Source organism: Streptomyces sp. NPDC051172 (genome assembly GCF_040682555.1).
Taxonomy (GTDB): domain Bacteria; phylum Actinomycetota; class Actinomycetes; order Streptomycetales; family Streptomycetaceae; genus Streptomyces.
This window is the reverse complement of record NZ_JBFBBE010000020.1, coordinates 60,777-87,482: the sequence shown is the minus strand read 5'-3', so window position 1 is coordinate 87,482 and position 26,706 is coordinate 60,777. Positions and strand designations below refer to the sequence as shown.

Sequence of the window (26,706 nt, the reverse complement as noted above, 5' to 3'; positions counted from 1 at the left end):
GGGATGTCGAGGGTGCGGGTTTGACCTGCGTCACCCTCGGGGTATTCTCTCCGGCTCGATTGGCCAGGCCCCTGCCCCGTATGGCAGACTGTCGGAGTTGCTCGGTCGAGTGTTGATGCTGTGCGCCTCCCGCCGGGAGGACCGGAAGCGAGTCCCACAGTACTCGTCGCCCTAACTGCCGTAAGGCAGCACTGGGGCGGACGTACGGGAATCTTTCGGGAAGTGCGGTGCGGCACTGGCCAGGCACCCGGGTGAACCTCTTTCCCAGGCAAGGGATGTTCGAACAAGGGACATCTGTGTCAGCGGAAGCGCGACACGCCCGACCGCGTGGGTCGGCGAAGGAGCGTTGGAGGGCCGGGTTCCAGAGCGTGAAGAGACAAAGGACTACTGAGTAGCCATGGCGGGACAGAAGATCCGCATCCGGCTCAAGGCCTACGACCACGAGGTCATCGACTCTTCGGCGAAGAAGATCGTCGAGACGGTGACCCGTACTGGTGCGTCGGTCGCGGGCCCGGTGCCGCTGCCCACTGAGAAGAACGTGTACTGCGTCATCAAGTCGCCGCACAAGTACAAGGACTCGCGCGAGCACTTCGAGATGCGCACGCACAAGCGCCTGATCGACATCCTCGACCCGACGCCCAAGACCGTTGACTCTCTGATGCGACTCGACCTCCCGGCCGGTGTCGACATCGAGATCAAGCTCTGAGGGCCGGTGATCTGAGAATGGCTAAGCAGATCAAGGGCATCCTGGGCGAGAAGCTCGGCATGACGCAGGTGTGGGACGAGAACAACCGTGTTGTTCCGGTCACCGTCGTCAAGGCCGGCCCGAACGTCGTCACCCAGGTGCGTACGAACGACAGCGACGGCTACGAGTCGGTTCAGATCGCCTTCGGCGAGATCGACCCGCGCAAGGTGAACAAGCCCCTCAAGGGCCACTTCGCCAAGGCCGACGTCACCCCCCGCCGCCACCTCGTCGAGCTTCGTACCGCTGACGCCAGCGAGTACACCCTCGGCCAGGAGATCACCGCTGAGGTGTTCGAGGCGGGCGTCAAGGTCGACGTCACCGGCAAGAGCAAGGGCAAGGGCTTCGCCGGTGTCATGAAGCGCCACAACTTCCGTGGCCTCGGCGCCGGACACGGCACCCAGCGCAAGCACCGCTCTCCCGGTTCCATCGGTGGCTGCGCCACCCCGGGCCGTGTGTTCAAGGGCCTCCGCATGGCGGGTCGCATGGGCAACGAGCGCGTCACCACCCAGAACCTGACCGTCCACGCCGTTGACGCGGAGAAGGGTCTGCTGCTCATCAAGGGCGCGGTTCCCGGTCCGAACGGCGGCCTCGTCCTGGTCCGCACCGCGGCCAAGGGGGCCTGAGGTACCGATGAGCACTGTTGACATCCTTTCGCCTGCCGGCGAGAAGACCGGTAGCGTCGAGCTCCCCGCGGAGATCTTCGGCGTGGAGAAGGTCAGCATCCCGCTGATCCACCAGGTCGTCGTCGCGCAGAACGCCGCTGCCCGTCAGGGCACGCACAAGACCAAGACCCGTGGCGAGGTTCGCGGTGGCGGCAAGAAGCCGTACCGCCAGAAGGGCACCGGCCGCGCCCGTCAGGGCTCGACCCGCGCCCCGCAGTTCGCCGGTGGTGGCGTCGTGCACGGTCCCGTGCCGCGTGACTACTCGCAGCGGACCCCGAAGAAGATGAAGGCCGCGGCCCTGCGCCACGCCCTCACCGACCGGGCCCGCCACAACCGCATCCACGTCGTCTCCGGCGTGATCGAGGGCGAGACCCCCAGCACCAAGGCCGCTCGCACGCTGTTCGGCAAGATCTCGGAGCGCAAGAACCTGCTCCTGGTCGTCGAGCGCGCCGACGAGGCCGCGTGGCTGTCCGCCCGCAACCTGCCCCAGGTCCACATCCTGGAGCCGGGCCAGCTGAACACGTACGACGTGATCGTCTCGGACGACGTGGTCTTCACCCAGGCCGCTCTCGAGTCCTTCGTCGCCGGCCCGAAGGCCAACGACACCGAAGGGAGCGAGGCCTGATGGCTACGCGTCACCCGAGCATTGCCTCCAAGGCTGCGAAGGCCGCCAAGGCCGCGCGCGTCGCCAAGGCGCGTCGCCACGAGGCCGAGGGCAAGAACACCGTCGAGACCCCGCTGAGCAAGTCGTACACGGACCCCCGTGACGTGCTGCTCAAGCCGGTCGTCTCCGAGAAGAGCTACGCGCTTCTCGACGAGAACAAGTACACGTTCATCGTCGACCCGAGTGCCAACAAGACCCAGATCAAGCAGGCCGTCCAGGCGGTCTTCTCGGTCAAGGTCACCGGGGTCAACACGATCAACCGCATCGGCAAGCGCAAGCGGACCCGCACCGGCTTCGGCCAGCGTGCGGCCACCAAGCGCGCGATCGTGACCCTCGCCGAGGGCGACCGTATCGACATCTTCGGCGGTCCGACCGCGTAAGCGGGTCGGATCGTCCGATATCGGACGAGGACTGAGAAATGGGAATCCGCAAGTACAAGCCGACTACGCCGGGCCGCCGTGGCTCCAGCGTCGCCGACTTCGTCGAGGTCACGCGGTCCACGCCGGAGAAGTCGCTGGTCCGCCCGCTGCACAGCAAGGGCGGCCGTAACAACGCCGGTCGTGTGACCGTTCGCCACCAGGGTGGCGGACACAAGCGCGCCTACCGCGTGATCGACTTCCGTCGTCACGACAAGGACGGCGTGCCGGCGAAGGTCGCGCACATCGAGTACGACCCCAACCGCACCGCGCGCATCGCGCTGCTGCACTACGCGGACGGCGAGAAGCGCTACATCCTCGCCCCGCGCAACCTGCAGCAGGGCGACCGCGTCGAGAACGGTCCCGGGGCCGACATCAAGCCGGGCAACAACCTGGCGCTCCGCAACATCCCGGTCGGTACCACGATCCACGCGATCGAGCTCCGTCCCGGTGGCGGCGCCAAGTTCGCCCGCTCCGCCGGTGCCTCCGTGCAGCTGCTCGCGAAGGAGGGCTCGATGGCCCACCTCCGCATGCCGTCCGGTGAGATCCGCCTGGTCGACCAGCGCTGCCGCGCCACGGTCGGCGAGGTCGGCAACGCCGAGCAGAGCAACATCAACTGGGGCAAGGCCGGCCGCAAGCGCTGGCTGGGCGTCCGCCCGACCGTTCGCGGTGTGGCGATGAACCCGGTTGACCACCCCCACGGTGGTGGTGAGGGCAAGACCTCCGGTGGTCGCCACCCGGTCAGCCCCTGGGGTCAGAAGGAAGGTCGTACTCGTTCGCCCAAGAAGGCGTCGAACAAGTACATCGTCCGCCGCCGCAAGACGAACAAGAAGCGCTAGGAGCGGGTTTAGATGCCGCGCAGTCTCAAGAAGGGGCCTTTCGTCGACGAGCACCTCGCCAAGAAGGTGGATGCTCAGAACGAAGCCGGTTCCAAGAACGTCATCAAGACCTGGTCCCGTCGCTCGATGATCGTCCCGGCCATGCTCGGCCACACGATCGCGGTGCACAACGGCAAGACCCACATCCCGGTGTTCGTCACCGAGTCGATGGTCGGTCACAAGCTCGGCGAGTTCTCGCCGACGCGCACCTTCCGGGGCCATGTCAAGGACGACCGGAAGTCGAAGCGCCGCTAGTAGCGGATCGCATTCAGACACGTAAGTAACTGAGAGGGACAACCATGGAAGCCAGGGCCCAGGCGCGGTACATCCGCGTTACGCCCATGAAGGCCCGCCGCGTGGTGGACCTTATCCGTGGCATGGATGCCACGGAGGCTCAGGCTGTTCTGCGATTCGCTCCGCAGGCAGCCTCCGTGCCCGTCGGCAAGGTGCTCGACAGCGCCATCGCCAACGCCGCGCACAACTACGACCACACCGACGCCGACAGCCTCTTCATCTCCGAGGCGTACGTCGACGAGGGCCCGACCCTGAAGCGGTTCCGTCCGCGCGCCCAGGGCCGTGCCTACCGGATCCGCAAGCGGACCAGCCACATCACCGTGGTCGTCAGCAGCAAGGAAGGAACCCGGTAATGGGCCAGAAGGTTAACCCGCATGGGTTCCGGCTCGGTGTCACCACGGACTTCAAGTCCCGGTGGTACGCCGACAAGCTGTACAAGGACTACGTCAAGGAAGACGTCGCCATCCGTCGGATGATGACGTCCGGCATGGAGCGCGCCGGCATCTCGAAGGTGGAGATCGAGCGCACCCGTGACCGTGTGCGTGTGGACATCCACACCGCTCGTCCGGGCATCGTCATCGGCCGCCGTGGCGCCGAGGCCGACCGCATCCGCGGCGACCTCGAGAAGCTCACGGGCAAGCAGGTCCAGCTGAACATCCTCGAGGTCAAGAACCCCGAGACGGACGCTCAGCTGGTTGCGCAGGCCGTCGCCGAGCAGCTCTCCTCCCGCGTCTCCTTCCGCCGCGCCATGCGTAAGAGCATGCAGTCGGCGATGAAGGCCGGCGCCAAGGGCATCAAGATCCAGTGCGGTGGCCGCCTCGGCGGCGCCGAGATGTCCCGCTCGGAGTTCTACCGCGAGGGCCGTGTGCCCCTGCACACGCTCCGCGCGAACGTGGACTACGGCTTCTTCGAGGCCAAGACGACCTTCGGCCGCATCGGTGTGAAGGTCTGGATCTACAAGGGCGACGTCAAGAACATCGCCGAGGTCCGCGCCGAGAACGCTGCGGCCCGTGCGGGTAACCGCCCGGCTCGCGGTGGCGCCGACCGCCCGGCCCGTGGTGGCCGCGGTGGCGAGCGTGGCGGGCGCGGTCGCAAGCCGCAGCAGGCTGCCGGCGCCGAGGCCCCCAAGGCCGAGGCACCCGCCGCCGCTCCGGCTGAGAGCACCGGAACGGAGGCCTGACCGACATGCTGATCCCCCGTAGGGTCAAGCACCGCAAGCAGCACCACCCGAAGCGCTCCGGCGCTGCCAAGGGCGGCACGCAGGTTGCGTTCGGCGAGTACGGCATCCAGGCGCTCACCCCGGCGTATGTGACGAACCGCCAGATCGAGGCCGCTCGTATCGCCATGACGCGTCACATCAAGCGTGGTGGCAAGGTCTGGATCAACATCTACCCGGACCGTCCCCTCACCAAGAAGCCTGCCGAGACCCGCATGGGTTCCGGTAAGGGTTCGCCGGAGTGGTGGATCGCCAACGTCAAGCCCGGACGCGTGATGTTCGAGCTGTCGTACCCCAACGAGAAGATTGCGCGTGAGGCCCTCACTCGTGCCGCTCACAAGCTGCCGATGAAGTGCCGGATCGTCAAGCGCGAGGCAGGTGAAGCGTGATGTCGGCCGGTACCAAGGCGTCCGAGCTGCGCGAGCTGGGCAACGAGGAGCTTCTGGCGAAGCTCCGCGAGTCCAAGGAAGAGCTGTTCAACCTCCGCTTCCAGGCGGCGACGGGTCAGCTCGAGAACCACGGCCGTCTGAAGGCGGTCCGCAAGGACATCGCGCGGATCTACACCCTGATGCGCGAGCGTGAGCTGGGCATCGAAACGGTGGAGAACGCCTGATGAGCGAGAGCAATGTGACTGAAGAGCAGACGACCGAGGCACGTGGCGCCCGCAAGACCCGTGAGGGTCTCGTCGTCAGCGACAAGATGGACAAGACCGTCGTCGTCGCTGTCGAGGACCGCGTGAAGCACGCGCTGTACGGCAAGGTCATCCGCCGTACGAACAAGCTCAAGGCGCACGACGAGCAGAACGCCGCGGGTGTCGGCGACCGTGTCCTCCTCGCGGAGACCCGGCCGCTGTCCGCGACGAAGCGCTGGCGCGTCGTCGAGATCCTCGAGAAGGCGAAGTAACCAAGCGGGGGCTCGCCCCCGCTGACCCCGCCGGGGCTTCGGCCCCGGCGTCCGCTGGGGGCTTCGCCCCCGGCTACAGGGTTTCCGCCTCAAGAGGTGCAAGTAATTCCTGCGGGGCAAATCCGCAGGACGGTTCCGCCAGGCTCGCAGGTCCGCCCCGAAGGGGCCCTGCGGGAACCGGCAGACAAACAGGAGATAGACGTGATCCAGCAGGAGTCGCGACTGCGTGTCGCCGACAACACTGGTGCGAAGGAGATCCTTTGCATCCGTGTGCTCGGTGGCTCCGGTCGCCGCTACGCGGGCATCGGTGACGTCATCGTCGCCACCGTCAAGGACGCGATCCCCGGTGGCAACGTGAAGAAGGGTGACGTCGTCAAGGCGGTCATCGTTCGCACCGTCAAGGAGCGCCGCCGTCCGGACGGCTCGTACATCCGCTTCGACGAGAACGCCGCCGTCATTCTGAAGAACGACGGTGACCCTCGCGGCACCCGCATCTTCGGCCCGGTCGGGCGTGAGCTGCGCGAGAAGAAGTTCATGAAGATCATCTCGCTGGCTCCGGAGGTGCTGTAAGCATGAAGATCAAGAAGGGCGACCTGGTCCAGGTCATCACCGGCAAGGACAAGGGCAAGCAGGGCAAGGTCATTGCCGCTTACCCGCGCGAGGAGCGCGTCCTGGTCGAGGGTGTCAACCGGGTCAAGAAGCACACCAAGGCCGGTCCGACCGCCAGCGGTTCGCAGGCCGGCGGCATCGTCACGACCGAGGCGCCGATCCACGTCTCCAACGTCCAGCTGGTCGTTGAGAAGGACGGCAACAAGGTCGTCACGCGTGTCGGTTACCGCTTCGACGACGAGGGCAACAAGATCCGCGTTGCCAAGCGGACGGGTGAGGACATCTGATGGCTACCACCACCACTCCGCGTCTCAAGACGAAGTACCGCGAGGAGATCGCGGGCAAGCTGCGTGACGAGTTCAAGTACGAGAACGTCATGCAGATCCCCGGCCTCGTCAAGATCGTGGTCAACATGGGTGTGGGCGACGCCGCCCGCGACTCCAAGCTGATCGAGGGCGCCATCCGCGACCTCACCACGATCACCGGTCAGAAGCCGGCCGTCACCAAGGCCCGCAAGTCCATCGCGCAGTTCAAGCTGCGTGAGGGCCAGCCGATCGGTGCCCACGTCACGCTCCGTGGCGACCGCATGTGGGAGTTCCTGGACCGCACCCTGTCGCTCGCGCTGCCGCGCATCCGCGACTTCCGCGGCCTGTCCCCCAAGCAGTTCGACGGCCGTGGCAACTACACCTTCGGTCTCACGGAGCAGGTCATGTTCCACGAGATCGACCAGGACAAGATCGACCGCGTCCGGGGTATGGACATCACCGTGGTGACCACGGCGACCAACGACGCTGAGGGCCGTGCGCTCCTTCGTCACCTCGGCTTCCCCTTCAAGGAGGCGTGAGCGAGATGGCGAAGAAGGCTCTGATCGCGAAGGCTGCTCGCAAGCCCAAGTTCGGCGTGCGTGGCTACACGCGCTGCCAGCGCTGCGGCCGTCCCCACTCCGTGTACCGCAAGTTCGGCCTGTGCCGCGTGTGCCTTCGTGAGATGGCTCACCGTGGCGAGCTGCCGGGCGTGACCAAGAGCTCCTGGTAATCCCGCATTTAGGGATTCCCGAAGCTCTCGGTAAGCAATGGGCGTGTCAGGCGCCCTCCCTTCCATGGCTTAGGCTTGGAGGGTTGGGCGTCTGACGACTGCCCGTACGACTTACTACGCCGTAGGTCCACCGCACCGCACCCGCCTCGTCTCGGATCGAGGAGAGGGATGGGCACCTGGAAACCCCGGCGAGAGAGGCCGAAGGCCAATTCATGACCATGACTGATCCGATCGCAGACATGCTTACGCGTCTGCGGAACGCGAACTCGGCATACCACGACTCCGTGACGATGCCGGCATCGAAGATCAAGTCGCACATCGCGGAGATCCTCCAGCAGGAGGGCTTCATCACGGGCTGGAAGGTCGAGGACGCCGAGGTCGGCAAGAACCTCGTTCTCGAGCTGAAGTTCGGCCCGAACCGTGAGCGCTCCATCGCGGGCATCAAGCGGATCTCCAAGCCCGGTCTCCGGGTGTACGCGAAGTCCACCAACCTGCCGAAGGTGCTCGGCGGCCTCGGCGTGGCGATCATCTCCACGTCGCACGGGCTCCTCACCGACAAGCAGGCCGGCAAGAAGGGCGTGGGTGGGGAAGTCCTCGCCTACGTCTGGTAGCGGAAGGGAACGGAGGAAACAGCTATGTCGCGTATTGGCAAGCTCCCCATCACGGTTCCCGCCGGCGTGGACGTCACCATCGACGGCCAGACGGTCTCGGTCAAGGGCCCCAAGGGCTCGCTGACCCACATCGTCGCGGCGCCGATCGAGATCGCCAAGGGTGAGGACGGCGTTCTGAACGTCACCCGCCCCAACGACGAGCGTCAGAGCAAGGCCCTGCACGGCCTGTCCCGCACGCTGGTGGCGAACATGATCACCGGCGTGACCCAGGGTTACGTGAAGAAGCTCGAGATCAGCGGTGTCGGTTACCGCGTGACCGCCAAGGGTTCGAACCTCGAGTTCGCTCTCGGCTACAGCCACCCGATCACCGTCGAGGCGCCCGAGGGCATCACCTTCAAGGTGGAGACCCCGACCCGCTTCCAGGTCGAGGGCATCGACAAGCAGAAGGTCGGCGAGGTTGCGGCCAACATCCGCAAGCTGCGCAAGCCCGACCCGTACAAGGCCAAGGGCGTCAAGTACGAGGGCGAAGTCATCCGCCGCAAGGTCGGAAAGGCGGGTAAGTAAGCCATGGCATACGGACAGAAGATCCTCAAGGGCGACGCCTACAAGCGCGCCGCGATCAAGCGCCGCCACATCCGGATCCGTAAGAACATCAACGGAACGGCGGAGCGTCCGCGTCTGGTCGTTACCCGCTCGAACCGCCACATCGTGGCCCAGGTGATCGACGACATCAAGGGTCACACCCTGGCGTCGGCGTCCACCCTGGACACCTCGATCCGCGGTGGCGAGGGCGACAAGTCCGCGCAGGCCAAGCAGGTCGGCGCCCTGGTCGCCGAGCGCGCCAAGGCCGCCGGTGTCGAGGCTGTCGTATTCGACCGTGGTGGCAACCAGTACGCCGGGCGCATCGCCGCCCTGGCGGACGCCGCCCGCGAAGCCGGGCTCAAGTTCTGAGCCGCTCGTAGCTAGCGGAAAGAGAGAGGTAATCCAATGGCTGGACCCCAGCGCCGCGGTGGCGGTGCCGGTGGCGGCGAGCGGCGGGACCGTAAGGGTCGTGACGGTGGCGCAGCCGCCGCCGAGAAGACTGCTTACGTTGAGCGTGTCGTCGCGATCAACCGTGTCGCCAAGGTTGTGAAGGGTGGTCGTCGCTTCAGCTTCACCGCGCTGGTCGTGGTGGGCGACGGTGACGGCACCGTGGGTGTCGGTTACGGCAAGGCCAAGGAGGTGCCGGCCGCCATCGCCAAGGGTGTTGAGGAGGCCAAGAAGCACTTCTTCAAGGTCCCCCGTATCCAGGGCACCATCCCGCACCCGATCCAGGGTGAGAAGGCTGCCGGCGTCGTGCTGCTCAAGCCCGCGTCCCCCGGTACCGGTGTTATCGCCGGTGGCCCGGTGCGTGCCGTGCTCGAGTGCGCCGGTATTCACGACGTACTGTCGAAGTCGCTCGGCTCCGACAACGCGATCAACATCGTGCACGCGACCGTGGAGGCCCTGAAGGGTCTGCAGCGTCCCGAGGAGATCGCGGCCCGCCGTGGTCTGCCGCTCGAGGACGTCGCCCCCGCGGCTCTGCTGCGTGCGCGTGCCGGGGCGGGTGCGTAATCATGGCGCAGCTCAAGATTACGCAGGTCAAGTCCTACATCGGCAGCAAGCAGAACCACCGTGACACCCTGCGCTCCCTTGGTCTCAAGGGCATCAACACGCAGGTCGTCAAGGAGGACCGCCCCGAGTTCCGCGGCATGGTGCACACCGTCCGCCACCTCGTGACGGTCGAGGAGGTCGACTGATCATGGCGGAGAACAACCCGCTCAAGATCCACAACCTCCGTCCCGCCCCGGGCGCCAAGACCGCCAAGACCCGTGTGGGTCGTGGTGAGGCGTCGAAGGGTAAGACGGCCGGTCGTGGTACCAAGGGCACGAAGGCCCGTTACCAGGTTCCGGAGCGCTTCGAGGGTGGGCAGATGCCCCTCCACATGCGCCTCCCGAAGCTGAAGGGCTTCAAGAACCCGTTCAAGACCGAGTACCAGGTCGTGAACCTCGACAAGCTGGCCGCGCTGTACCCCGAGGGTGGCGAGGTCACCGTCGAGGGTCTGGTGGCCAAGGGTGCCGTTCGCAAGAACAGCCTCGTCAAGGTCCTCGGCCAGGGCGAGGTCTCCGTGGCGCTGCAGGTGACGGTCGACGCCGTCTCCGGTTCCGCCAAGGAGAAGATCACCGCCGCCGGCGGTACGGTCACCGAGCTCGTCTGAATTTCTCGGGCGTCTCGATGACGTAAGCAGTCCCGACCGGGGATACCTCACAATGGGGTATCCCCGGTCGGTCGTTCCAAGGGGAGCCGTGCCGCCGGTAAGGTAGCCTGCACTGTTCTTTTTTGTATCCGTCGAACCTCAAGACCGTCACCCTTGACGCAGTTGCGCGGGGGTCGCAGGAGGCACCGTGCTCACCGCGTTCGCCCGGGCGTTCAGGACGCCCGACCTGCGCAAGAAACTGCTCTTCACGCTCGCCATCATCGTGGTGTACCGGGTCGGTACGCACATCCCGATCCCGGGCGTCGACTACAAGAACGTCCAGCAGTGCATGGATGTGGCCAGCTCCAACCGCGGCCTGTTCAGCCTGATCAACATGTTCAGCGGCGGTGCGCTGCTGCAGATCACGATCTTCGCGCTCGGCATCATGCCGTACATCACCGCGAGCATCATCCTGCAGCTGCTGACCGTGGTGATCCCGCGCCTCGAAGCCCTCAAGAAGGAGGGCCAGGCCGGCACGGCGAAGATCACGCAGTACACCCGGTACCTGACGGTGGCGCTGGCCATCCTCCAGGGCACCGGTCTGGTCGCCACCGCCCGTAGTGGTGCGCTGTTCTCCGGCTGCCCGGTGGCCAGTCAGATCGTCCCTGACCAGTCGATCTTCACCACCATCACCATGGTCGTCACCATGACCGCCGGTACCTGTGTCGTCATGTGGCTCGGTGAGCTCATCACCGACCGGGGCATCGGCAACGGCATGTCGATCCTGATGTTCATCTCGATCGCCGCGACCTTCCCGAGCGCGCTGTGGGCGATCAAGCTGCAGGGCAAGCTCGCCGGTGGCTGGATCGAGTTCGGCACGGTCATCGCCGTGGGTCTGGTGATGGTCGGTCTGGTGGTCTTCGTCGAGCAGGCCCAGCGACGGATCCCCGTGCAGTACGCGAAGCGGATGATCGGACGCAGGTCGTACGGCGGTACGTCCACGTACATCCCGCTGAAGGTCAACCAGGCGGGTGTCATCCCCGTGATCTTCGCCTCGTCGCTGCTCTACATCCCGAGCCTGATCGCTCAGTTCTCGGGCGGCAACTCCAGCTGGAAGACGTGGGTCCAGAACAACCTGACCAAGGGCGACCACCCGGTTTACGTGGCCACGTACTTCTTGCTGATCGTTTTCTTCGCGTTCTTCTACGTGGCGATCTCCTTCAACCCCGAGGAAGTCGCCGACAACATGAAGAAGTATGGTGGCTTCATCCCGGGCATCCGGGCTGGCCGACCGACCGCTGAGTACCTCAGCTACGTACTCAACCGGATCACCTGGCCGGGTTCGCTGTATCTGGGTCTGATCGCTCTCGTACCGACGATGGCGTTGGTTGGCTTCGGGGCAAGCCAGAACTTCCCGTTCGGTGGTACCAGCATCCTGATCATCGTGGGTGTCGGCCTCGAAACGGTGAAGCAGATTGAGAGCCAGCTTCAGCAGCGCAATTACGAAGGGTTCCTCCGCTGATGCGAATCGTCCTCGTCGGGCCGCCGGGTGCAGGGAAGGGCACGCAGGCCACTCGCCTTGCCGACAAGCTGCGCGTTCCGCACATCTCCACGGGCGACCTGTTCCGCGCCAACATCAGCCAGCAGACGGAGCTCGGGAAACTCGCGAAGTCCTACATGGACGCCGGCAACCTCGTCCCCGACGAGGTCACCATCGCGATGGCCAAGGACCGCATGGAGCAGCCCGACGCGGAGAACGGCTTCCTGCTCGACGGTTTCCCGCGCAATGTCTCGCAGGCCGAGGCGCTGGACGAGCTGCTCAAGACCGAGGGCATCAAGCTGGACGCGGTACTCGACCTCGAGGTCCCCGAGGAAGAGGTCGTCAAGCGGATCGCCGGCCGGCGCATCTGCCGCAACGACTCGTCGCACGTCTTCCACGTGACGTACAGCCCCGCGAAGAAGGAAGGCGTCTGCGACGTCTGCGGCGGCGAGCTGTACCAGCGTGACGACGACTCCGAGGACACCGTGCGCACGCGGCTGGAGGTCTACCACACGCAGACCGAGCCGATCATCGACTACTACAAGTCGCAGGGCCTGGTCGTCACGATCTCGTCCCTCGGCCCGGTGGGCGAGGTCACGCAGCGGGCGCTGGAAGCCCTCAAGCGCGAGGACGACGGCAAGTAGCCGTCAGCCAGTTACGGCCGTGGCACCCGAAGGGGCGTCACGGCCGTACTGTTGTGTACGTAACCGGTTGACGTGAGTGACGGAGAGCGCAGGCCACAAATGGTGCAGATCAAGACCCCCGAGCAGATCGCCAAGATGCGTGAGGCGGGGCTGGTCGTCGCCGCCATCCACGCGGCCACTCGTGAGGCCGCGGTGCCCGGGGCCACCACCAAGGACCTGGACCAGGTCGCGCGCAAGGTGCTCGCCGAGCACGACGCCAAGCCGAACTTCCTCGGCTACGGCGGCTTTCCGGCGACCATCTGCACCTCCGTCAACGAGGTCGTCGTCCACGGCATCCCGTCCGACGACGTCGTCCTGAAGGACGGCGACATCATCTCCATCGACTGCGGCGCGATCATCGACGGCTGGCACGGCGACGCTGCGTACACCGCTTTCGTCGGCTCCGGCCACGCCCCCGAGCTGATCGAGCTCTCCCGGGTCACGGAGGAGTCCATGTGGGCCGGCATCGCGGCGATGAAGCAGGGCAACCGGCTGGTGGACGTGTCGAGGGCCATCGAGACGTACATCCGCCGCCAGCCGAAGCCGGGCGGCGGCAAGTACGGGATCATCGAGGACTACGGCGGTCACGGCATCGGCACCGAGATGCACATGGATCCGCATCTGCTGAACTACGTCGAGAAGCGCCGTGGGAAGGGGCCGAAGCTGGTCCCCGGCTTCTGCCTCGCCATCGAGCCGATGGTGTCCCTCGGGACGCCGAAGACGGAGGTTCTCTCCGACGACTGGACCGTCATCACGATCGACGGTACGTGGTCGTCCCACTGGGAGCACTCGGTGGCGCTGACGGAGGAAGGCCCGCTGGTGCTCACGTCTCCCGACGGGGGCAGGGCGAAGCTGGCGGAGCACGGGATTGTTGCCGCGCCCGACCCGCTGGCATAGCACCGCAGGCAGAGGTCGGCTTAATGATCTCCCCGTCTGGGCATCCTTCCTCGATTCGTCTTTCAGGGTGTGCTGACGTAGACTGACTCGTCGGCTCTCGTGCACTCGCATGTCTTCATGCGCTGGCGGGAGTCGATCAAGGTAGTCGATTCGAAGGGCGAAGCGTGGCCAAGAAGCAAGGTGCCATCGAGATCGAGGGCACTGTCGTCGAGTCTCTTCCGAACGCCATGTTCAAGGTCGAGCTCCAGAACGGCCACCAGGTCCTGGCACACATCAGCGGCAAGATGCGTATGCACTACATCCGCATCCTCCCTGACGACCGGGTCGTGGTGGAGCTGTCTCCGTACGACCTGACGCGTGGCCGGATCGTCTACCGCTACAAGTAGATCTTGCCCGCATTCCGCTTCGGCGGGGTGGTGGCACTGACCCGGAGAACCTCAATCCCATGAAGGTCAAGCCGAGCGTCAAGAAGATCTGCGACAAGTGCAGGGTGATCCGCCGTCACGGTCGGGTCATGGTCATCTGCGAGAACCCGCGCCACAAGCAGCGCCAGGGCTGACGCACGATCGACCGATCCCTCTGCATCGATATCGCAGAGATTCGCGCGACGCGAGCTGAATATGTTCATACGCAGGACCCAAGCCGACACGGCTTGATACCCCCGGTTCGGAGGCCGGGGACTCGGTTCGTACCTGGTACGGCGGCCGGGAAGCGGTTCTGTGGCAGACCTCCGAAGATCACCAGGAGCCATTAAGTGGCACGCGTTTCCGGTGTTGACATCCCGCGCGAAAAGCGCGTGGAGGTCGCCCTCACCTACGTGTTCGGCATCGGCCGGACCCTTTCGCAGCAGACGCTTGCGGAGACGGGCATCGACCCGAACACCCGTGTTCGTGACCTGAGCGAAGAGCAGCTCGTCGCGATCCGCGAGTACGTGGACAACAACATCAAGACCGAGGGTGACCTCCGTCGCGAGATCCAGGCCGACATCCGCCGCAAGGTCGAGATCGGCTGCTACCAGGGTCTCCGTCACCGTCGCGGTCTGCCCGTCCGTGGTCAGCGCACCAGCACCAACGCCCGTACCCGCAAGGGTCCGCGTCGCGCCATCGCCGGCAAGAAGAAGCCGGGCAAGAAGTAGTCCTCAGCGGACAACGCTTCATCAGCGGTCTTCGCTGTAGGACCGACCACCTCCCCGTAGGAGTTAGTAGATGCCCCCCAAGGGTCGTCAGGGCGCTGCCAAGAAGGTGCGCCGCAAGGAAAAGAAGAACGTCGCTCACGGCCACGCGCACATCAAGAGCACGTTCAACAACACGATCGTCTCGATCACGGACCCCTCGGGCAACGTGATCTCCTGGGCCTCCGCCGGCCACGTCGGCTTCAAGGGCTCGCGCAAGTCCACCCCCTTCGCCGCGCAGATGGCCGCCGAGTCGGCCGCCCGCCGCGCGCAGGAGCACGGCATGCGCAAGGTCGATGTCTTCGTGAAGGGCCCGGGCTCCGGTCGCGAGACCGCGATCCGCTCCCTCCAGGCCACCGGCCTCGAGGTCGGCTCCATCCAGGACGTCACCCCCACCCCGCACAACGGCTGCCGTCCGCCGAAGCGTCGTCGCGTCTGACGCGTCGCCTTCGCAGGCAGTGGTTTCGGGCGGTACGGCTCTGTAAGGGTCGTATCGCCCGTACCCTTGTAGTACCTCAGGGCGTCAAATAGCGGGCGCCCCTGACAGAAGGAACGCAACATGCTGATCGCTCAGCGTCCCTCGTTGACCGAAGAGGTCGTCGACGAGTTCCGCTCCCGGTTCGTGATCGAGCCGCTGGAGCCGGGCTTCGGCTACACCCTCGGCAACTCCCTGCGTCGTACGCTCCTCTCGTCGATCCCGGGTGCGGCGGTCACGTCCATCCGTATCGACGGCGTTCTGCACGAGTTCACCACCGTGCCGGGCGTCAAGGAGGACGTCACCGACCTGATCCTCAACATCAAGCAGCTGGTCGTCTCCTCGGAGCACGACGAGCCGGTCGTGATGTACCTGCGCAAGCAGGGCCCGGGTCTCGTCACCGCCGCCGACATCGCGCCCCCGGCCGGTGTCGAGGTGCACAACCCCGACCTGGTCCTCGCCACGCTCAACGGCAAGGGCAAGCTGGAGATGGAGCTGACGGTCGAGCGTGGCCGCGGTTACGTCTCCGCCGTGCAGAACAAGCAGGTGGGCCAGGAGATCGGCCGTATCCCGGTCGACTCCATCTACTCGCCGGTGCTGAAGGTCACGTACAAGGTCGAGGCGACCCGTGTCGAGCAGCGCACCGACTTCGACAAGCTGATCGTCGACGTCGAGACCAAGCAGGCGATGCGTCCCCGTGACGCCATGGCCTCCGCCGGCAAGACCCTGGTCGAGCTGTTCGGTCTCGCCCGCGAGCTGAACATCGACGCCGAGGGCATCGACATGGGCCCGTCCCCGACGGACGCCGCCCTTGCCGCCGATCTGGCGCTGCCGATCGAGGAGCTGGAGCTCACCGTTCGGTCGTACAACTGCCTCAAGCGTGAGGGCATCCACTCCGTGGGTGAGCTCGTCGCCCGCTCCGAGGCCGACCTCCTGGACATCCGCAACTTCGGTGCGAAGTCCATCGACGAGGTCAAGGCGAAGCTGGCCGGCATGGGCCTGGCCCTGAAGGACAGCCCGCCCGGATTCGACCCGACCGCCGCCGCCGACGCCTTCGGCGCCGACGACGACGCGGACGCCGGGTTCGTGGAGACCGAGCAGTACTGATCGGTCGTTTGCCGGTGAGCATCCGCTCATCGGGTTCCTGACCCCGGTACCTGATACGGCCGGGGCAGACACACAGGAGAAGAACAATGCCGAAGCCCACCAAGGGTGCCCGTCTGGGCGGCAGTGCCGCGCACGAGAAGCTGCTTCTCGCGAACCTCGCGAAGTCGCTGTTCGAGCACGGCCGTATCACCACCACCGAGGCGAAGGCCCGCCGTCTGCGGCCGTACGCCGAGCGTCTGGTGACCAAGGCGAAGAAGGGCGACCTTCACAACCGCCGCCAGGTGCTGCAGGTCATCACGGACAAGAGCGTCGTCCACACGCTCTTCACCGAGATCGGCCCGCGCTACGAGAACCGTCCGGGTGGCTACACCCGCATCACCAAGATCGGTAACCGCCGTGGCGACAACGCGCCCATGGCTGTCATCGAGCTGGTCGAGGCGCTGACGGTTGCGCAGCAGGCTACGGGTGAGGCCGAGGCCGCCACCAAGCGTGCCGCCAAGGACGCTGAGGCTGCCGCTCCGGCTGCCGAGGAGACCAAGGTCGACACGGCCAAGGCCGACGAGGTCGAGGACGCCGCTGCCGAGGAGTCCAAGGACGCGTAAGCGTCTGCCGGGGCTGTTCGTTGGCGGGTGCGGCTTTCGTCGTGGCTTGTCGCGCCCGCGCGGCGGTAGCCGCAAGTCGGCACAGCCCCGCGCCCCTTCAGGGCGTTGGCGGGTCCGTTCCTTTCGAGGAGCGGGCCCGCTTTTTGTTGCTGAGAGGATCTCTGTGTGAGTGACGAAGTAGAGCCCGGGTTCGTTCGTGTCCGTCTTGATCTGTCCTACGACGGTTCCGAGTTCTCCGGGTGGGCCAAGCAGGCCGGCGGGCGGCGGACCGTTCAGGGGGAGATCGAGGACGCTCTGCGGACCGTCACGCGGTCGGGGGAGACGTCGTACGAGCTGACCGTGGCCGGGCGGACCGATGCCGGGGTGCATGCGCGGGGGCAGGTTGCCCATGTGGATCTGCCGCGGGAGGTCTGGGGCGCGCACCACGACAAGCTGCTCAAGCGGCTTGCCGGGCGGCTGCCGCGGGATGTGCGGGTGTGGGCCCTCAGGGAGGCGCCGAGCGGCTTCAACGCCCGTTTCTCGGCGGTCTGGCGGCGGTACGCGTACCGGGTCACCGACAACCCGGGCGGGGTCGATCCGCTGCTGCGCAGCCATGTGCTCTGGCACGACTGGCCGCTCGACGTCGACGCCATGAACGAGGCCGCCGAGCGGCTGCTGGGGGAACACGACTTCGCCGCCTACTGCAAGAAGCGGGAGGGCGCGACCACCATTCGTACGCTGCAGCAGCTGAGCCTGGTGCGCGGGGACGACGGGATCATCACCGCGACCGTGCGGGCCGACGCCTTCTGCCACAACATGGTGCGCTCGCTGATCGGGGCGCTGCTGTTCGTGGGGGACGGGCACCGGGGGCCGGACTGGCCGGGCAAGGTGCTCGCGGCCGGCGTCCGGGACTCGGCCGTGCATGTCCTACGGCCGCACGGGCTGACCCTGGAGGAGGTCGGCTACCCGGCCGACGAGCTGCTCGCCGCGCGCAACAAGGAGGCGCGCAACAAGCGGACGCTGCCCGGGGCCGGGTGCTGCTAGTTACCGGTTCGCCGCTGCCGACGCCTGGGCCTCGCCGCGGGCGTGGATCTGGCGGAAGGTGTACAGCTGCAGGTCGTTGCCGGTCTTGAAGACGGACGTGGACTGGTTCGTGACGTCCTTGCCGTTGGTGAAGCCGACGGTGGCGAAGTAGGCGTAGCGGCCGTAGGAGTTGGCCGTCGTGAGGCACCGGGCGGCGTTGCAGAAGGCCTTCACTCCGTTGCCCGCCAGCGCCGTGACGAAGGACTTCTTGCGTGCCTTGGCTGCTGCGTCCGACTGGGCCCTCGCCGTGGCCGCCTTCGCCTCGGTGTCGAAGACGGCGACGCCGACGGTCACCGCGACGCCGTCCTTGCTGTAGGTGACGCGCAGCAGGCGGGTGCAGCCGTTGCTGGTGAGGATCTTCGCGAGGCTGTCCTGGGCGGCCGAGGCGCAGTTCTTGGTGTCGGCCGTGGCGCCCTTCTTGTAGACGTTCGACTCCATGGTCAGCTGCGCGAGCGGGAAGAGGTTCTGCACGCTGAGCGGGGCCGTGTCCTTGGCCTTGCTGGCGATGAACTCCTTCGGGTCCAGCGGGGGCGGGGCGCTGGTCGGGGCGAAGGAGGGCGCCGAGGCGCTGCCGCTCGGGATGGACCCGCCGGCGGGCAGGTTGGACGGGTTGCCCGAGGCCTCGTTCTTGCCGTTCGCCGAGACCACGGCCATGGCGACGGCGGTGCCGATCGCGATCGTGGCGAGAGCGCCGCCGCCGATGAACAGCAGCCGGCGCCTCTTGTTGCGGGTCTCGGAGGCCTCGGCGAGCGCTGCCCAGTCCGGGGTCTGGCCGTCGTCGCCGCCGCTGGTCCACGGCTGCTGCGAGTGCGGTTTCCAGGGGTCCCACTGGGACTGCGGTCCCCCCTGCTGCCCAAAGCTCATGGGGCGCATCTTAGACGGGAGGCGGGAGGTGCCGGTGAGGGTCCGGGGAGGCCCACGGGGACCTTTCCGGCAGGGCCGTACATCTCGACCCGGTATTGTCGCCGTGGCGTTGTGCGCGAGGGTGCGCGGGCCTCGTTTTGACCCGTCTGGGGCAGCGCTAGTATCCTTGCGGTTTGTTATGCGTATCGGCTTGGTCGCTCTCCGGCGGAAGGCCCTTACGTAGGTTCCCTGGAGCAGTTACCAGTGGGCGGCATACGGGCAGTGGTCCCGGCTTCTGTCGTCCCCAGCTGCACGATCGCTTCAAGGATGCCTTGTGTCAGCACCCATCCCTGAAGAAGAAGGCTGAGAAGTGCGTACGTACAGCCCCAAGCCCGGCGATGTGACTCGCCAGTGGCACGTCATTGACGCTCAGGACGTCGTCCTGGGCCGTCTCGCCACCACCGCCGCGTCCCTCCTGCGTGGCAAGCACAAGCCGATCTACGCCCCTCACGTCGACACCGGTGACTTCGTCATCATCATCAACGCCGACAAGGTGCACCTCTCCGGCAACAAGCGGACCCAGAAGATGGCGTACCGCCACTCCGGCTACCCGGGTGGTCTGCGCTCGGTGCGCTACGACGACCTCCTCGCGAACAACCCCGAGAAGGCCGTCGAGAAGGCCGTCAAGGGCATGCTCCCCAAGAACACCCTGGGCCGTCAGATGCTCTCCAAGCTGAAGGTCTACTCGGGCGACCAGCACCCGCACGCTGCCCAGCAGCCGGTGCCGTTCGAGATCACCCAGGTCGCGCAGTAAGTCCGGCCACCCCCTTAAGACTGAAGAGAATCTGAGGAGAATCGTGGCCGAGACCACCGTTGAGCAGCCGGTCGAAGAGACTGAGCTCGTCGACATCGACAGCTACACCACCGAGTCCGAGGTCCCCGTCGAGGGCGAGTACACCTCGGAGTCCCTCGCGTCCCGCTTCGGCGAGCCCCAGCCGGCCGCCGGCCTGGGCCGTCGCAAGAACGCCATCGCCCGCGTCCGGATCGTCCCGGGCACCGGCAAGTGGAAGATCAACGGTCGCACCCTCGAGGACTACTTCCCGAACAAGGTGCACCAGCAGGAAGTCAACGAGCCCTTCAAGGTGCTCGAGCTCGAGGGCCGTTACGACGTCATCGCCCGCATCGCGGGTGGCGGTGTCTCCGGTCAGGCCGGTGCGCTCCGTCTCGGTGTCGCCCGTGCGCTGAACGAGGCCGACGTGGACAACAACCGCGGCCCGCTCAAGAAGGCCGGCTTCCTCCGCCGCGACGACCGTGCGGTCGAGCGCAAGAAGGCCGGTCTGAAGAAGGCTCGCAAGGCCCCGCAGTACAGCAAGCGCTAAGCTTCGCTGCCTGCTCGTACGTACGCCCCGGCGGCACGCCTCAGTGCTGTCGGGGCGTTCGTTTATCACTGTCGGGGGCGTATAACGGCACAAGACCCTCGAAGGCTTGTGTGATGGGCTGCCGGTACGCCTGCGACAACTGACGCTTCCTCAGGAGGACAAGTGGGACGACTCTTCGGCACGGACGGCGTGCGCGGCGTCGCCAACGCGGACCTGACGGCGGAGATGGCGCTCGGCCTCTCCGTGGCCGCGGCGCACGTACTGGCCGAGGCGGGCACCTTCGAGGGCCACCGGGCGACGGCGGTCGTCGGACGGGACCCGCGTGCGTCCGGAGAGTTCCTGGAGGCCGCCGTGGTCGCCGGCCTCGCCAGCGCCGGTGTGGACGTCCTGCGCGTCGGCGTGCTGCCCACTCCTGCTGTGGCGTATCTCACGGGCGCCCTCGGCGCCGACCTGGGCGTCATGCTCTCCGCCAGCCACAACGCCATGCCCGACAACGGCATCAAGTTCTTCGCCCGCGGCGGCCACAAGCTCGCCGACGAACTGGAGGACAAGATCGAGGCCGTGTACGAGTCCCACCGGCACGGCGAGCCCTGGGAGCGTCCGACCGGTGCGGGCGTCGGCCGGGTGCGGTCGTACGACGAGGGCTTCGACCAGTACGTCGCGCATCTGATCGGCGTGCTCCCGAACCGGCTCGACGGGCTGAAGATCGTCCTGGACGAGGCGCACGGTGCCGCGGCGGGGGTGTCGCCGGAGGCGTTCTCGCGAGTCGGTGCCGAGGTGATCACGATCGGCGCCGAGCCGGACGGGCTCAACATCAACGACGGCTGCGGCTCGACCCATCTGGGCCTGCTGAAGGCTGCCGTCGTCGAGCACGGGGCCGCGCTCGGCATCGCGCACGACGGGGACGCGGACCGGTGCCTCGCCGTGGACCACACGGGTGCGGAGGTCGACGGCGACCAGATCCTGGCCGTGCTGGCGCTCGCGATGCGGGAGCGGGGCGTACTGCGGGAGGACACCGTTGTCGCGACGGTGATGTCCAACCTGGGCTTCAAGCTGGCGCTGGAGCGGGAGGGGCTGCATCTCGTCCAGACGGCGGTCGGGGACCGGTATGTGCTGGAGGAGATGAAGGAGCACGGGTACGCGCTCGGGGGTGAGCAGTCCGGGCACGTGATCATCCTCGATCACGCGACCACCGGCGACGGCACGCTGACCGGGTTGCTGCTGGCGGCCCGGGTCGCCGAGACCGGCCGTACGCTCAAGGACCTCGCGGGTGTCATGGAGCGGCTGCCGCAGGTGCTGATCAATGTGCCGGACGTGGACCGGACACGGGTGCGGACCTCCGCGGAGCTGGCGGCTGCCGTCGCCGAGGCCGAGCGGGAACTCGGGTCCACCGGGCGGGTGTTGCTGCGGCCGTCGGGGACGGAGCCGTTGGTGCGGGTGATGGTCGAGGCCGCGGACATCGACCAGGCGCGGGCGGTGGCCGGACGGCTTGCCGATGTGGTGAAGTCGGCGCTGGGTTAGAGCCCATCCGGGTCACCCGAAGGTCGTAACACAATGTGCCGAACGGGTTACTGATTGTTTCACTGGCGTCGAGGCCGCCATGCGTGGCGTGGCCCCGACGGAAGTGAGAAACAGCATGAAGTCAGTCAGCAGCACCCTGAAGCGATGGGCCGTTCCAGCCCTGGCCGTGAGTCTCACCGTTCCCGCGTTCGCCACCCCGGCCGCGGCCGCGACCCCAGGTTCCACCGCGCTCCGTCTCTTCGGCATGGTGGTGCTCAGCGCACGTTCGGGCGTGGCGAACCATGTCACCGCCGACACCACCAGCGGTCGTGTGATCCTCACGGACAGTACGGGTATCGCGCTGGGGCCGGGTTGTGTTCGGCTGTCCGCCACCAGCGTCGACTGCGGCAGCGTCGCCGGCACCTCGCGGCTCTCGGTCGGACTGGGTGACCTGGACGACAGCTTCGACGGGACGAGCGTCTCACTGCCCACCCTCGTCGACGCCGGCACGGGCTCCGACACCGTGGCGACCGGCAGCGGCAACGACACGATCGGAGTGAGCGGCGACTCGCCCTCCGTCGACACGGTGAGCTGTGACGGCGGCTCCGATGTGGTGTTCGCCGACCCCGGCGACAGTGTCGCCGCGGACTGCGAAACGCGCCACTAGACGCCGCCCGCCTTGGCGATGCGTTCACGCTGCCTGGCCCAGAGCCATTTCTGGGCCAGGAGTGTGAGGGTGCCGGCGAGGACGATGCCGAGCAGGTTCAGCAGGAGCTGCTCGGTGGAGCCCCAGGCCTGTCTGTACTCGTCGTAGGCGAAGGCCACTGCCGCGTTCGCGGCGGCGGGGACCGTGGTCACCGAGATGGCCACGCCCACCAGGGCACCCGACTTCGCCGAGGTGAGGGAGAGCGTGCCTGCTGCTCCGGCCAGTACCGCGACGACGAACGAGAACGCGTCGGGGCGGTAGATGAAGTTGGTGCTGGGGCGTTCGGCTTCCAGCCGGACCTTGGTGAACAGGTCGATGCCGTCCATGAAGTAGGTGAAGCCGACCGTCACCAGCATGGCGACGGCGAAGCCGACGAGCAGAGCGGTCGACGAGCGCAGGGCGAGACGCGGATGGCGTTGCACCAGCGCCGTGCAGATGCCGGCCAGCGGGCCGAACTCCGGTCCCACCGCCATCGCGCCCACGATCAGGATCGCGTTGTCGAGCACGACACCGCAGGCTGCGATCATCGTGGCGAGCGTGATGAAGGCGACGTAGGTGATGGAGAGCGTGGACTCCTCGTGCGTCGCTTCGGTGAGGTGCTCCCAGAGCACCGCGTCCGCGCCTTCGCCGGGTGCCTCCGCCTCGGCCTTGTCGGCACGCTTGGACAGCGACAGGTCGATGTTCTCCACGGCGATGGAACCGGTGCGGTCCAGCTCCAACGCCCTGAGTTCGCCTATGAGTTCGTCGCCCGCCTCGCGTGCGACGTCGCACATCACGACGTCACCGGCGGGATTGCGGGCGGCGCCCTGCATCACGACGAGATGCGTGGTGCCGACGGTCCTCTCGATCAGGCGGACCACGTCGCCGGTCGTGTCGGACGGCGTGATCAGGCGCAGGTGCAGCATGGTCCTTTTTAACAGGCGGGTCTACAGCTTGCGCAGCCGCAGGCGCTGGACCTTGTGGTCCGGGCCCTTGCGGACGACCAGGGTGGCCCGGCCGCGGGTCGGGGCGATGTTCTCCACCAGGTTGGGCTTGTTGATGGTGCGCCACTGGGTGCGGGCGTACTCGAGGGCCTCCTCCTCGGACACCTGCGTGTACTTGCGGAAGTACGAGTGCGGGTCCTGGAAGGCCGTCTGGCGCAGCTTCTTGAACCGGTTGAGGTACCAGCGTTCGACGTCCTCGGGGCTGGCGTCGATGTACACGCTGAAGTCGAAGAAGTCGGCGAGACCGACGCGGGTACGGCCGTCCTTGCCGGGAAGGGCGGGCTGCAGGACGTTCAGGCCCTCGACGATCAGGATGTCCGGGCGGCGCACGGTGAGCCGCTGGTCGGGGACGATGTCGTAGATGAGGTGGGAGTAGACGGGTGCCGTCACCTCGTCCTTGCCCGCCTTGATGTCGGCGACGAAGCGGGTCAGGGCGCGACGGTCGTAGGACTCCGGGAAACCCTTCCGTGACATCAGGCCCCGGGCCTGGAGCTCCCTGGTGGGAAGCAGGAAGCCGTCGGTCGTGACGCGCTCGACGCGCGGATGCTCGGGCCAGCGGGAGAGCAGGGCCTGGAGGAGGCGGGCGACGGTCGACTTCCCGCCGGCCACGGAGCCGGCGACCCCTATGACGAAGGGCGTGCCGGACTGGGTGCCCTGTTCGCCGAGGAAGGTGTTCAGGGCGCCTCTGAGGCCGTCGGTGGCGCCGACGTAGAGGTTGAGGAGCCGGGACAGCGGCAGGTAGATGTCCCGCACCTCGTCGAGGTCGATGACGTCGCCGAGGCCGCGCAGCTTCTCGACCTCCTCGGCGGTGAGGGGGAGCGGCGTCTTCTCACGCAGCGCGCTCCACTCGGATCGGGTGAGGTCGACGTAGGGAGTCGCCTCCGGCCTGGGCCGGTGGGCGCTCCGCAGTGTCGAGGAGACCGGAGAGATCACAGTCCATTGTTAACGGAGTTTGAACGGGGTGGGGGGTGGGGTCGGTCACGTTGTTCCGTGATCAAGCTCTGGGAGGTGTGATCACGAGAAGTCCGCGCAGGCCCTGGGCGCGTCAGTCCGGCAGCCAGTGCAGCTCGCGTGCCAGCGTTTTGGCGACGGTACGGATGCGGCGGTGCAGTGGTGACGGCACGCGCGGGAGGACCAGGTGGATCGTCAAGGGGGGTGCGCCCTGCAGCGGTCGCCACGTGAGACCGGCCGGTGATGTCGTGGCCGCGGCTTCACCGGCCGGGGCGAGGGTGAGCCCGTCGCGCAGGTCGCGCTGAGACATGTCGAAAGAGACTGCGGGCGTGTGGAATCGGGGGTTCGGCCGGATGTCGCGGAACAGCGCGGACAGCTGATCGTGGATCACGGGGTTGGCCGTACGGTCGGGGAGTCGCAGCGGATACGCGGCCGCGTCGGCGATCTCGATCTCCGGGTGTTCGGCCAGCGGATGATGCTGTGCCAGTTGGACCCCGACGCGCTGACGCCGCAGCAGGAACCGGCGCACGCCGCGACCCGGCTGTTCACCGCGGGTGATCCCGGCATCGATGCGGCCGTCGGCGACCGCGGGGGAGATCTCCGGTGTCGCCATCGGGACCGCGCCGACCTCGAGTCCCGGGCTGCTGCGCATCAGCCTGTCCACCAGGGCCGGTGTCGTCTCGGCCCCCGTGCTGAGGCTGTATCCGATGCGCAGCGTGCCCAGTTCACCGGCCCCCGCATTCCGGGCGGTTTCCCATGCCCGGTCCAGCGCCGCCAGCGCGGGCGGCGCGGACTCCGCCAAAGCCGCACCGGCCGTGGTCAATACGACGCTACGCGTGTTGCGAATCAGCAGGCTCGTACCGAGTTCCGCCTCCAGTCGGCGCATCCGGGCGCTGAGTGCGGGCTGCGCGATGCCGATCCGTGCGGCCGCGCGGGTGAAGTTCAACTCCTGCGCCAGCACCAGAAAGTACCGCAGGCTCACCGTGTCCGGCGCCAAATTCCCCCCTGTCGATTGATAACGATCCGTTCTGAGTCTATCCCGTACCGGTCTTTCCCTCGACGACACATCAAGCCCTAACCTGCGCATATGGCGATCCAACCGACCGCGTTACCGGATATCGCACGCACACACACCACCGATTTCGAGTCCGTCGTCACCGCTCTCGCGAAGGCCGCGGCCACCGACTACCACGCACTCCTCGAAACCACTTCTGTCCTCACCCGAACGACGATGTCCCGCACCTGGCGATGCAGGAGGCAGTCATGCACAAGTTGGTAGTCCTGTATTCCGAGCCCGCAGACCCTGACCACTTCCGCGACTACTACGTGACCAACCACCTTCCACTGGTCATGAAGATGCCCGGCCTGCTTGCATGGCGCTACAGCCTCGACGTAGGGAGCGCGGCCCGGCCGGGCCAGGCGGCGACCGAGGGAGAAGCGCCGTATTTCGCGGTCTTCGAAGCGGAGTTCGCCGACGCCGACGCCATGGCCGCGGCGCGGGCGTCGGAGTACGGCCAGCGGGTGGCCGCCGATGTCGCCAACTACGCCACCGGCGGTGTGGTCATCCTCCAGTATCCGGTGCGGGAGGGCACCGGCTGAGGCGACGCCGTTCGCGGTTGCCGGTTCGTCGAGCGTCAAAGGGGAGGCCGATGTCCTGGCCGGATGTCACGGTGGTTGATGCGTGCGTGCGGCGCGACGGCCGGGGCGGCAGCCCCACGGCCGTCACCGACGACGACCCGACGGCGACGGACGCGGACCGGCGTGCGGTCACTGCTGCGGCCGGCACCTCGCACGCGGCGTTCCTCGGCCCGGGGCGGACGCCGGACGGTGGCCGGCCGGTCCGGTTCTTCACCGCCACCGCCGAACTGTCCGGCTGCGGCCACGGAACCGTTGCCGCGCAGGCCGTCCGGTTGACCCGCACCGCGCTGGGCGAGCTGAACGACCGCCAGCACACCGGCGGGCGCACGTTCGACACCATCGCGATCCGCCGCCCCGTCGGCATCGAGGTGTGGTTCGACCAGGGCCTCGTCGAACTGCGTGATCCGGCACCGGACGAGCGCGCCGCGATCGTCGCCGCGCTCGGGCTCACCGCGGACGACCCGCATCCGACCGACGCGCCACGGATCGCCGCGCCCGGCACACCACGCATGCTGGTACCGGTCCACGACCGGTCGGCGCTGCTCCGGGTCCACCCACACCTCGGCAGGCTGACAGCGGCGTGCCGGCGGTACGGGCTCCTCGGCTGTTTCGTGTACGCGCCGCCGGCGGGCGAGCGACCGGGTGCGGCGCGGATGTTCGCGCCGGCGATCGGCGTCGACGAGGACGTCGCCAACGCCAACAGCACCGGCTGCCTGGCCGCTCACCTGCTCGACACGACAGGGGCCCAGACGGTCATGATCGAGGTGGAGCAGGGCGACACCCTCGGTCGACCGGCCAGCGTGCTCGCTTCGGCCCGACGCGGGCCGGCGGGCATCACGACCCGGGTCGGCGGGTTGGCGGTGGTCCGCGACGGACACTGAGGCGACGTCCAGGTTTTCCATGGCATGCGCAGCCGTCCAG

Annotated in this window: 41 protein-coding genes; 37 read left to right on the top strand and 4 right to left on the bottom strand. The window is 67.1% G+C overall.

Translation table 11 applies throughout. The features are described from left to right. Positions 1 to 397 precede the first annotated feature (397 nt). From rpsJ to truA, 31 genes are all read left to right on the top strand, one after another. The gene (gene rpsJ, locus AB0N07_RS15115) at positions 398 to 706 is read left to right on the top strand and encodes a 30S ribosomal protein S10 (protein ID WP_003948644.1); all 309 of its coding nucleotides are present in this window, start codon (positions 398 to 400) and stop codon (positions 704 to 706) included. Between the two features lie 17 nt (positions 707 to 723). Next, positions 724 to 1,368 carry a 50S ribosomal protein L3 gene (rplC, locus tag AB0N07_RS15110; protein WP_365834942.1) on the top strand — a complete coding sequence of 215 codons (645 nt, stop codon included), beginning with the start codon at positions 724 to 726 and terminating at the stop codon, positions 1,366 to 1,368. 7 nt (positions 1,369 to 1,375) lie between these two features. Continuing rightward, complete coding sequence (gene rplD, locus AB0N07_RS15105) at positions 1,376 to 2,032, top strand: 50S ribosomal protein L4 (RefSeq protein ID WP_142141938.1); 657 nt, start codon at positions 1,376 to 1,378, stop codon at positions 2,030 to 2,032. Continuing rightward, complete coding sequence (gene rplW, locus AB0N07_RS15100; protein WP_030930522.1) at positions 2,032 to 2,451, top strand: 50S ribosomal protein L23; 420 nt, start codon at positions 2,032 to 2,034, stop codon at positions 2,449 to 2,451. The genes rplD and rplW overlap by 1 nt, the downstream gene beginning before the upstream one ends. Positions 2,452 to 2,489: 38 nt before the next feature. Continuing rightward, entirely contained in the window at positions 2,490 to 3,326 is an 837-nt protein-coding gene (gene rplB / locus AB0N07_RS15095; protein WP_007494772.1) for a 50S ribosomal protein L2, read from the top strand. 12 nt (positions 3,327 to 3,338) lie between these two features. Continuing rightward, positions 3,339 to 3,620, top strand: a complete 282-nt coding sequence (gene rpsS, locus AB0N07_RS15090) for a 30S ribosomal protein S19 (protein ID WP_030930516.1) — start codon at positions 3,339 to 3,341, stop codon at positions 3,618 to 3,620. Between the two features lie 44 nt (positions 3,621 to 3,664). Continuing rightward, positions 3,665 to 4,012, top strand: coding sequence for a 50S ribosomal protein L22 (gene rplV / locus AB0N07_RS15085; RefSeq protein WP_003974262.1), 348 nt, complete (start codon positions 3,665 to 3,667; stop codon positions 4,010 to 4,012). Continuing rightward, positions 4,012 to 4,839: a 30S ribosomal protein S3 gene (gene rpsC / locus AB0N07_RS15080; RefSeq protein ID WP_030839666.1), complete on the top strand. Its 828-nt coding sequence runs from the start codon at positions 4,012 to 4,014 to the stop codon at positions 4,837 to 4,839. The genes rplV and rpsC overlap by 1 nt, the downstream gene beginning before the upstream one ends. A gap of 5 nt (positions 4,840 to 4,844) precedes the next feature. Continuing rightward, on the top strand, positions 4,845 to 5,264 hold the full coding sequence (rplP, locus tag AB0N07_RS15075) for a 50S ribosomal protein L16 (protein WP_009327094.1): 420 nt from the start codon (positions 4,845 to 4,847) through the stop codon (positions 5,262 to 5,264). Beyond that, positions 5,264 to 5,488 carry a 50S ribosomal protein L29 gene (rpmC, locus tag AB0N07_RS15070; protein WP_030930505.1) on the top strand — a complete coding sequence of 75 codons (225 nt, stop codon included), beginning with the start codon at positions 5,264 to 5,266 and terminating at the stop codon, positions 5,486 to 5,488. Before rplP ends, rpmC begins: the two co-directional genes overlap by 1 nt. Then, positions 5,488 to 5,778 (top strand): 30S ribosomal protein S17, encoded by a 291-nt coding sequence (gene rpsQ / locus AB0N07_RS15065; protein ID WP_099930779.1) that lies wholly within the window; start codon positions 5,488 to 5,490, stop codon positions 5,776 to 5,778. The genes rpmC and rpsQ overlap by 1 nt, the downstream gene beginning before the upstream one ends. A gap of 201 nt (positions 5,779 to 5,979) precedes the next feature. After that, positions 5,980 to 6,348: a 50S ribosomal protein L14 gene (rplN, locus tag AB0N07_RS15060; RefSeq protein WP_003998823.1), complete on the top strand. Its 369-nt coding sequence runs from the start codon at positions 5,980 to 5,982 to the stop codon at positions 6,346 to 6,348. A gap of 2 nt (positions 6,349 to 6,350) precedes the next feature. Then, positions 6,351 to 6,674 (top strand): 50S ribosomal protein L24, encoded by a 324-nt coding sequence (gene rplX / locus AB0N07_RS15055; protein ID WP_030930498.1) that lies wholly within the window; start codon positions 6,351 to 6,353, stop codon positions 6,672 to 6,674. After that, positions 6,674 to 7,231: a 50S ribosomal protein L5 gene (gene rplE / locus AB0N07_RS15050; protein WP_007494758.1), complete on the top strand. Its 558-nt coding sequence runs from the start codon at positions 6,674 to 6,676 to the stop codon at positions 7,229 to 7,231. Before rplX ends, rplE begins: the two co-directional genes overlap by 1 nt. Positions 7,232 to 7,236: 5 nt before the next feature. Continuing rightward, positions 7,237 to 7,422, top strand: a complete 186-nt coding sequence (locus AB0N07_RS15045; protein WP_003948630.1) for a type Z 30S ribosomal protein S14 — start codon at positions 7,237 to 7,239, stop codon at positions 7,420 to 7,422. A 212-nt stretch (positions 7,423 to 7,634) separates the two neighbouring features. Beyond that, the gene (gene rpsH / locus AB0N07_RS15040; RefSeq protein ID WP_007384075.1) at positions 7,635 to 8,033 is read left to right on the top strand and encodes a 30S ribosomal protein S8; all 399 of its coding nucleotides are present in this window, start codon (positions 7,635 to 7,637) and stop codon (positions 8,031 to 8,033) included. 24 nt (positions 8,034 to 8,057) lie between these two features. Then, the gene (gene rplF / locus AB0N07_RS15035; protein WP_365834936.1) at positions 8,058 to 8,597 is read left to right on the top strand and encodes a 50S ribosomal protein L6; all 540 of its coding nucleotides are present in this window, start codon (positions 8,058 to 8,060) and stop codon (positions 8,595 to 8,597) included. A 3-nt stretch (positions 8,598 to 8,600) separates the two neighbouring features. Continuing rightward, positions 8,601 to 8,984, top strand: coding sequence for a 50S ribosomal protein L18 (gene rplR / locus AB0N07_RS15030; RefSeq protein ID WP_030930487.1), 384 nt, complete (start codon positions 8,601 to 8,603; stop codon positions 8,982 to 8,984). Positions 8,985 to 9,020: 36 nt separating this feature from the next. After that, positions 9,021 to 9,626 (top strand): 30S ribosomal protein S5, encoded by a 606-nt coding sequence (gene rpsE, locus AB0N07_RS15025; RefSeq protein ID WP_009190144.1) that lies wholly within the window; start codon positions 9,021 to 9,023, stop codon positions 9,624 to 9,626. A 2-nt stretch (positions 9,627 to 9,628) separates the two neighbouring features. Continuing rightward, a complete protein-coding gene (rpmD, locus tag AB0N07_RS15020; RefSeq protein WP_003974250.1) occupies positions 9,629 to 9,811 on the top strand; it encodes a 50S ribosomal protein L30 in 183 nt (60 codons plus the stop codon). Positions 9,812 to 9,813: 2 nt separating this feature from the next. Then, the gene (gene rplO / locus AB0N07_RS15015; RefSeq protein WP_006140897.1) at positions 9,814 to 10,269 is read left to right on the top strand and encodes a 50S ribosomal protein L15; all 456 of its coding nucleotides are present in this window, start codon (positions 9,814 to 9,816) and stop codon (positions 10,267 to 10,269) included. A gap of 187 nt (positions 10,270 to 10,456) precedes the next feature. Next, positions 10,457 to 11,770, top strand: coding sequence for a preprotein translocase subunit SecY (secY, locus tag AB0N07_RS15010; RefSeq protein ID WP_365834933.1), 1,314 nt, complete (start codon positions 10,457 to 10,459; stop codon positions 11,768 to 11,770). After that, positions 11,770 to 12,432, top strand: a complete 663-nt coding sequence (locus AB0N07_RS15005) for an adenylate kinase (protein ID WP_344404664.1) — start codon at positions 11,770 to 11,772, stop codon at positions 12,430 to 12,432. The genes secY and AB0N07_RS15005 overlap by 1 nt, the downstream gene beginning before the upstream one ends. Positions 12,433 to 12,531: 99 nt before the next feature. Continuing rightward, on the top strand, positions 12,532 to 13,368 hold the full coding sequence (map, locus tag AB0N07_RS15000; RefSeq protein WP_365834931.1) for a type I methionyl aminopeptidase: 837 nt from the start codon (positions 12,532 to 12,534) through the stop codon (positions 13,366 to 13,368). A 164-nt stretch (positions 13,369 to 13,532) separates the two neighbouring features. Then, entirely contained in the window at positions 13,533 to 13,754 is a 222-nt protein-coding gene (infA, locus tag AB0N07_RS14995; protein WP_003948620.1) for a translation initiation factor IF-1, read from the top strand. A gap of 59 nt (positions 13,755 to 13,813) precedes the next feature. After that, positions 13,814 to 13,927: a 50S ribosomal protein L36 gene (gene rpmJ / locus AB0N07_RS14990; RefSeq protein ID WP_003998809.1), complete on the top strand. Its 114-nt coding sequence runs from the start codon at positions 13,814 to 13,816 to the stop codon at positions 13,925 to 13,927. A gap of 195 nt (positions 13,928 to 14,122) precedes the next feature. Then, positions 14,123 to 14,503: a 30S ribosomal protein S13 gene (gene rpsM / locus AB0N07_RS14985; RefSeq protein WP_020135802.1), complete on the top strand. Its 381-nt coding sequence runs from the start codon at positions 14,123 to 14,125 to the stop codon at positions 14,501 to 14,503. Between the two features lie 70 nt (positions 14,504 to 14,573). After that, a complete protein-coding gene (rpsK, locus tag AB0N07_RS14980; protein ID WP_003956432.1) occupies positions 14,574 to 14,978 on the top strand; it encodes a 30S ribosomal protein S11 in 405 nt (134 codons plus the stop codon). Between the two features lie 120 nt (positions 14,979 to 15,098). Continuing rightward, complete coding sequence (locus tag AB0N07_RS14975) at positions 15,099 to 16,121, top strand: DNA-directed RNA polymerase subunit alpha (protein WP_003966937.1); 1,023 nt, start codon at positions 15,099 to 15,101, stop codon at positions 16,119 to 16,121. An 86-nt stretch (positions 16,122 to 16,207) separates the two neighbouring features. After that, positions 16,208 to 16,723, top strand: coding sequence for a 50S ribosomal protein L17 (rplQ, locus tag AB0N07_RS14970; RefSeq protein WP_365834928.1), 516 nt, complete (start codon positions 16,208 to 16,210; stop codon positions 16,721 to 16,723). A 165-nt stretch (positions 16,724 to 16,888) separates the two neighbouring features. Then, a complete protein-coding gene (gene truA / locus AB0N07_RS14965) occupies positions 16,889 to 17,746 on the top strand; it encodes a tRNA pseudouridine(38-40) synthase TruA (RefSeq protein ID WP_365834926.1) in 858 nt (285 codons plus the stop codon). Here truA and AB0N07_RS14960 read toward each other — a convergent pair whose 3' ends face one another. After that, complete coding sequence (locus AB0N07_RS14960; protein WP_365834924.1) at positions 17,747 to 18,649, bottom strand: hypothetical protein; 903 nt, start codon at positions 18,647 to 18,649, stop codon at positions 17,747 to 17,749. It lies immediately after the preceding gene. Positions 18,650 to 18,998: 349 nt separating this feature from the next. Here AB0N07_RS14960 and rplM point away from each other — a divergent pair, with 349 nt between their 5' ends. From rplM to AB0N07_RS14940, 4 genes are all read left to right on the top strand, one after another. Further along, positions 18,999 to 19,442 carry a 50S ribosomal protein L13 gene (rplM, locus tag AB0N07_RS14955; RefSeq protein WP_030930458.1) on the top strand — a complete coding sequence of 148 codons (444 nt, stop codon included), beginning with the start codon at positions 18,999 to 19,001 and terminating at the stop codon, positions 19,440 to 19,442. Positions 19,443 to 19,485: 43 nt separating this feature from the next. Further along, positions 19,486 to 20,007, top strand: a complete 522-nt coding sequence (rpsI, locus tag AB0N07_RS14950; protein WP_115906438.1) for a 30S ribosomal protein S9 — start codon at positions 19,486 to 19,488, stop codon at positions 20,005 to 20,007. Positions 20,008 to 20,169: 162 nt separating this feature from the next. Next, on the top strand, positions 20,170 to 21,528 hold the full coding sequence (glmM, locus tag AB0N07_RS14945) for a phosphoglucosamine mutase (protein WP_365834920.1): 1,359 nt from the start codon (positions 20,170 to 20,172) through the stop codon (positions 21,526 to 21,528). A 115-nt stretch (positions 21,529 to 21,643) separates the two neighbouring features. Beyond that, on the top strand, positions 21,644 to 22,174 hold the full coding sequence (locus AB0N07_RS14940; RefSeq protein ID WP_365834918.1) for a hypothetical protein: 531 nt from the start codon (positions 21,644 to 21,646) through the stop codon (positions 22,172 to 22,174). Here AB0N07_RS14940 and AB0N07_RS14935 read toward each other — a convergent pair. From AB0N07_RS14935 to AB0N07_RS14925, 3 genes are all read right to left on the bottom strand, one after another. After that, positions 22,171 to 23,118: a DUF389 domain-containing protein gene (locus AB0N07_RS14935; RefSeq protein WP_365834916.1), complete on the bottom strand. Its 948-nt coding sequence runs from the start codon at positions 23,116 to 23,118 to the stop codon at positions 22,171 to 22,173. The genes AB0N07_RS14940 and AB0N07_RS14935 overlap by 4 nt on opposite strands. Before the next feature lie 21 nt (positions 23,119 to 23,139). Then, on the bottom strand, positions 23,140 to 24,129 hold the full coding sequence (gene coaA / locus AB0N07_RS14930; protein WP_365834914.1) for a type I pantothenate kinase: 990 nt from the start codon (positions 24,127 to 24,129) through the stop codon (positions 23,140 to 23,142). Positions 24,130 to 24,241: 112 nt separating this feature from the next. Beyond that, complete coding sequence (locus AB0N07_RS14925) at positions 24,242 to 25,234, bottom strand: LysR family transcriptional regulator (RefSeq protein WP_365834912.1); 993 nt, start codon at positions 25,232 to 25,234, stop codon at positions 24,242 to 24,244. Positions 25,235 to 25,410: 176 nt separating this feature from the next. On the opposite strand from AB0N07_RS14925, the gene AB0N07_RS14920 reads away from it, so the two are divergent. Next, complete coding sequence (locus AB0N07_RS14920; RefSeq protein WP_365834910.1) at positions 25,411 to 25,746, top strand: EthD family reductase; 336 nt, start codon at positions 25,411 to 25,413, stop codon at positions 25,744 to 25,746. A 50-nt stretch (positions 25,747 to 25,796) separates the two neighbouring features. Next, positions 25,797 to 26,666 (top strand): PhzF family phenazine biosynthesis isomerase, encoded by an 870-nt coding sequence (locus AB0N07_RS14915; RefSeq protein ID WP_365834908.1) that lies wholly within the window; start codon positions 25,797 to 25,799, stop codon positions 26,664 to 26,666. Positions 26,667 to 26,706 lie beyond the last annotated feature (40 nt).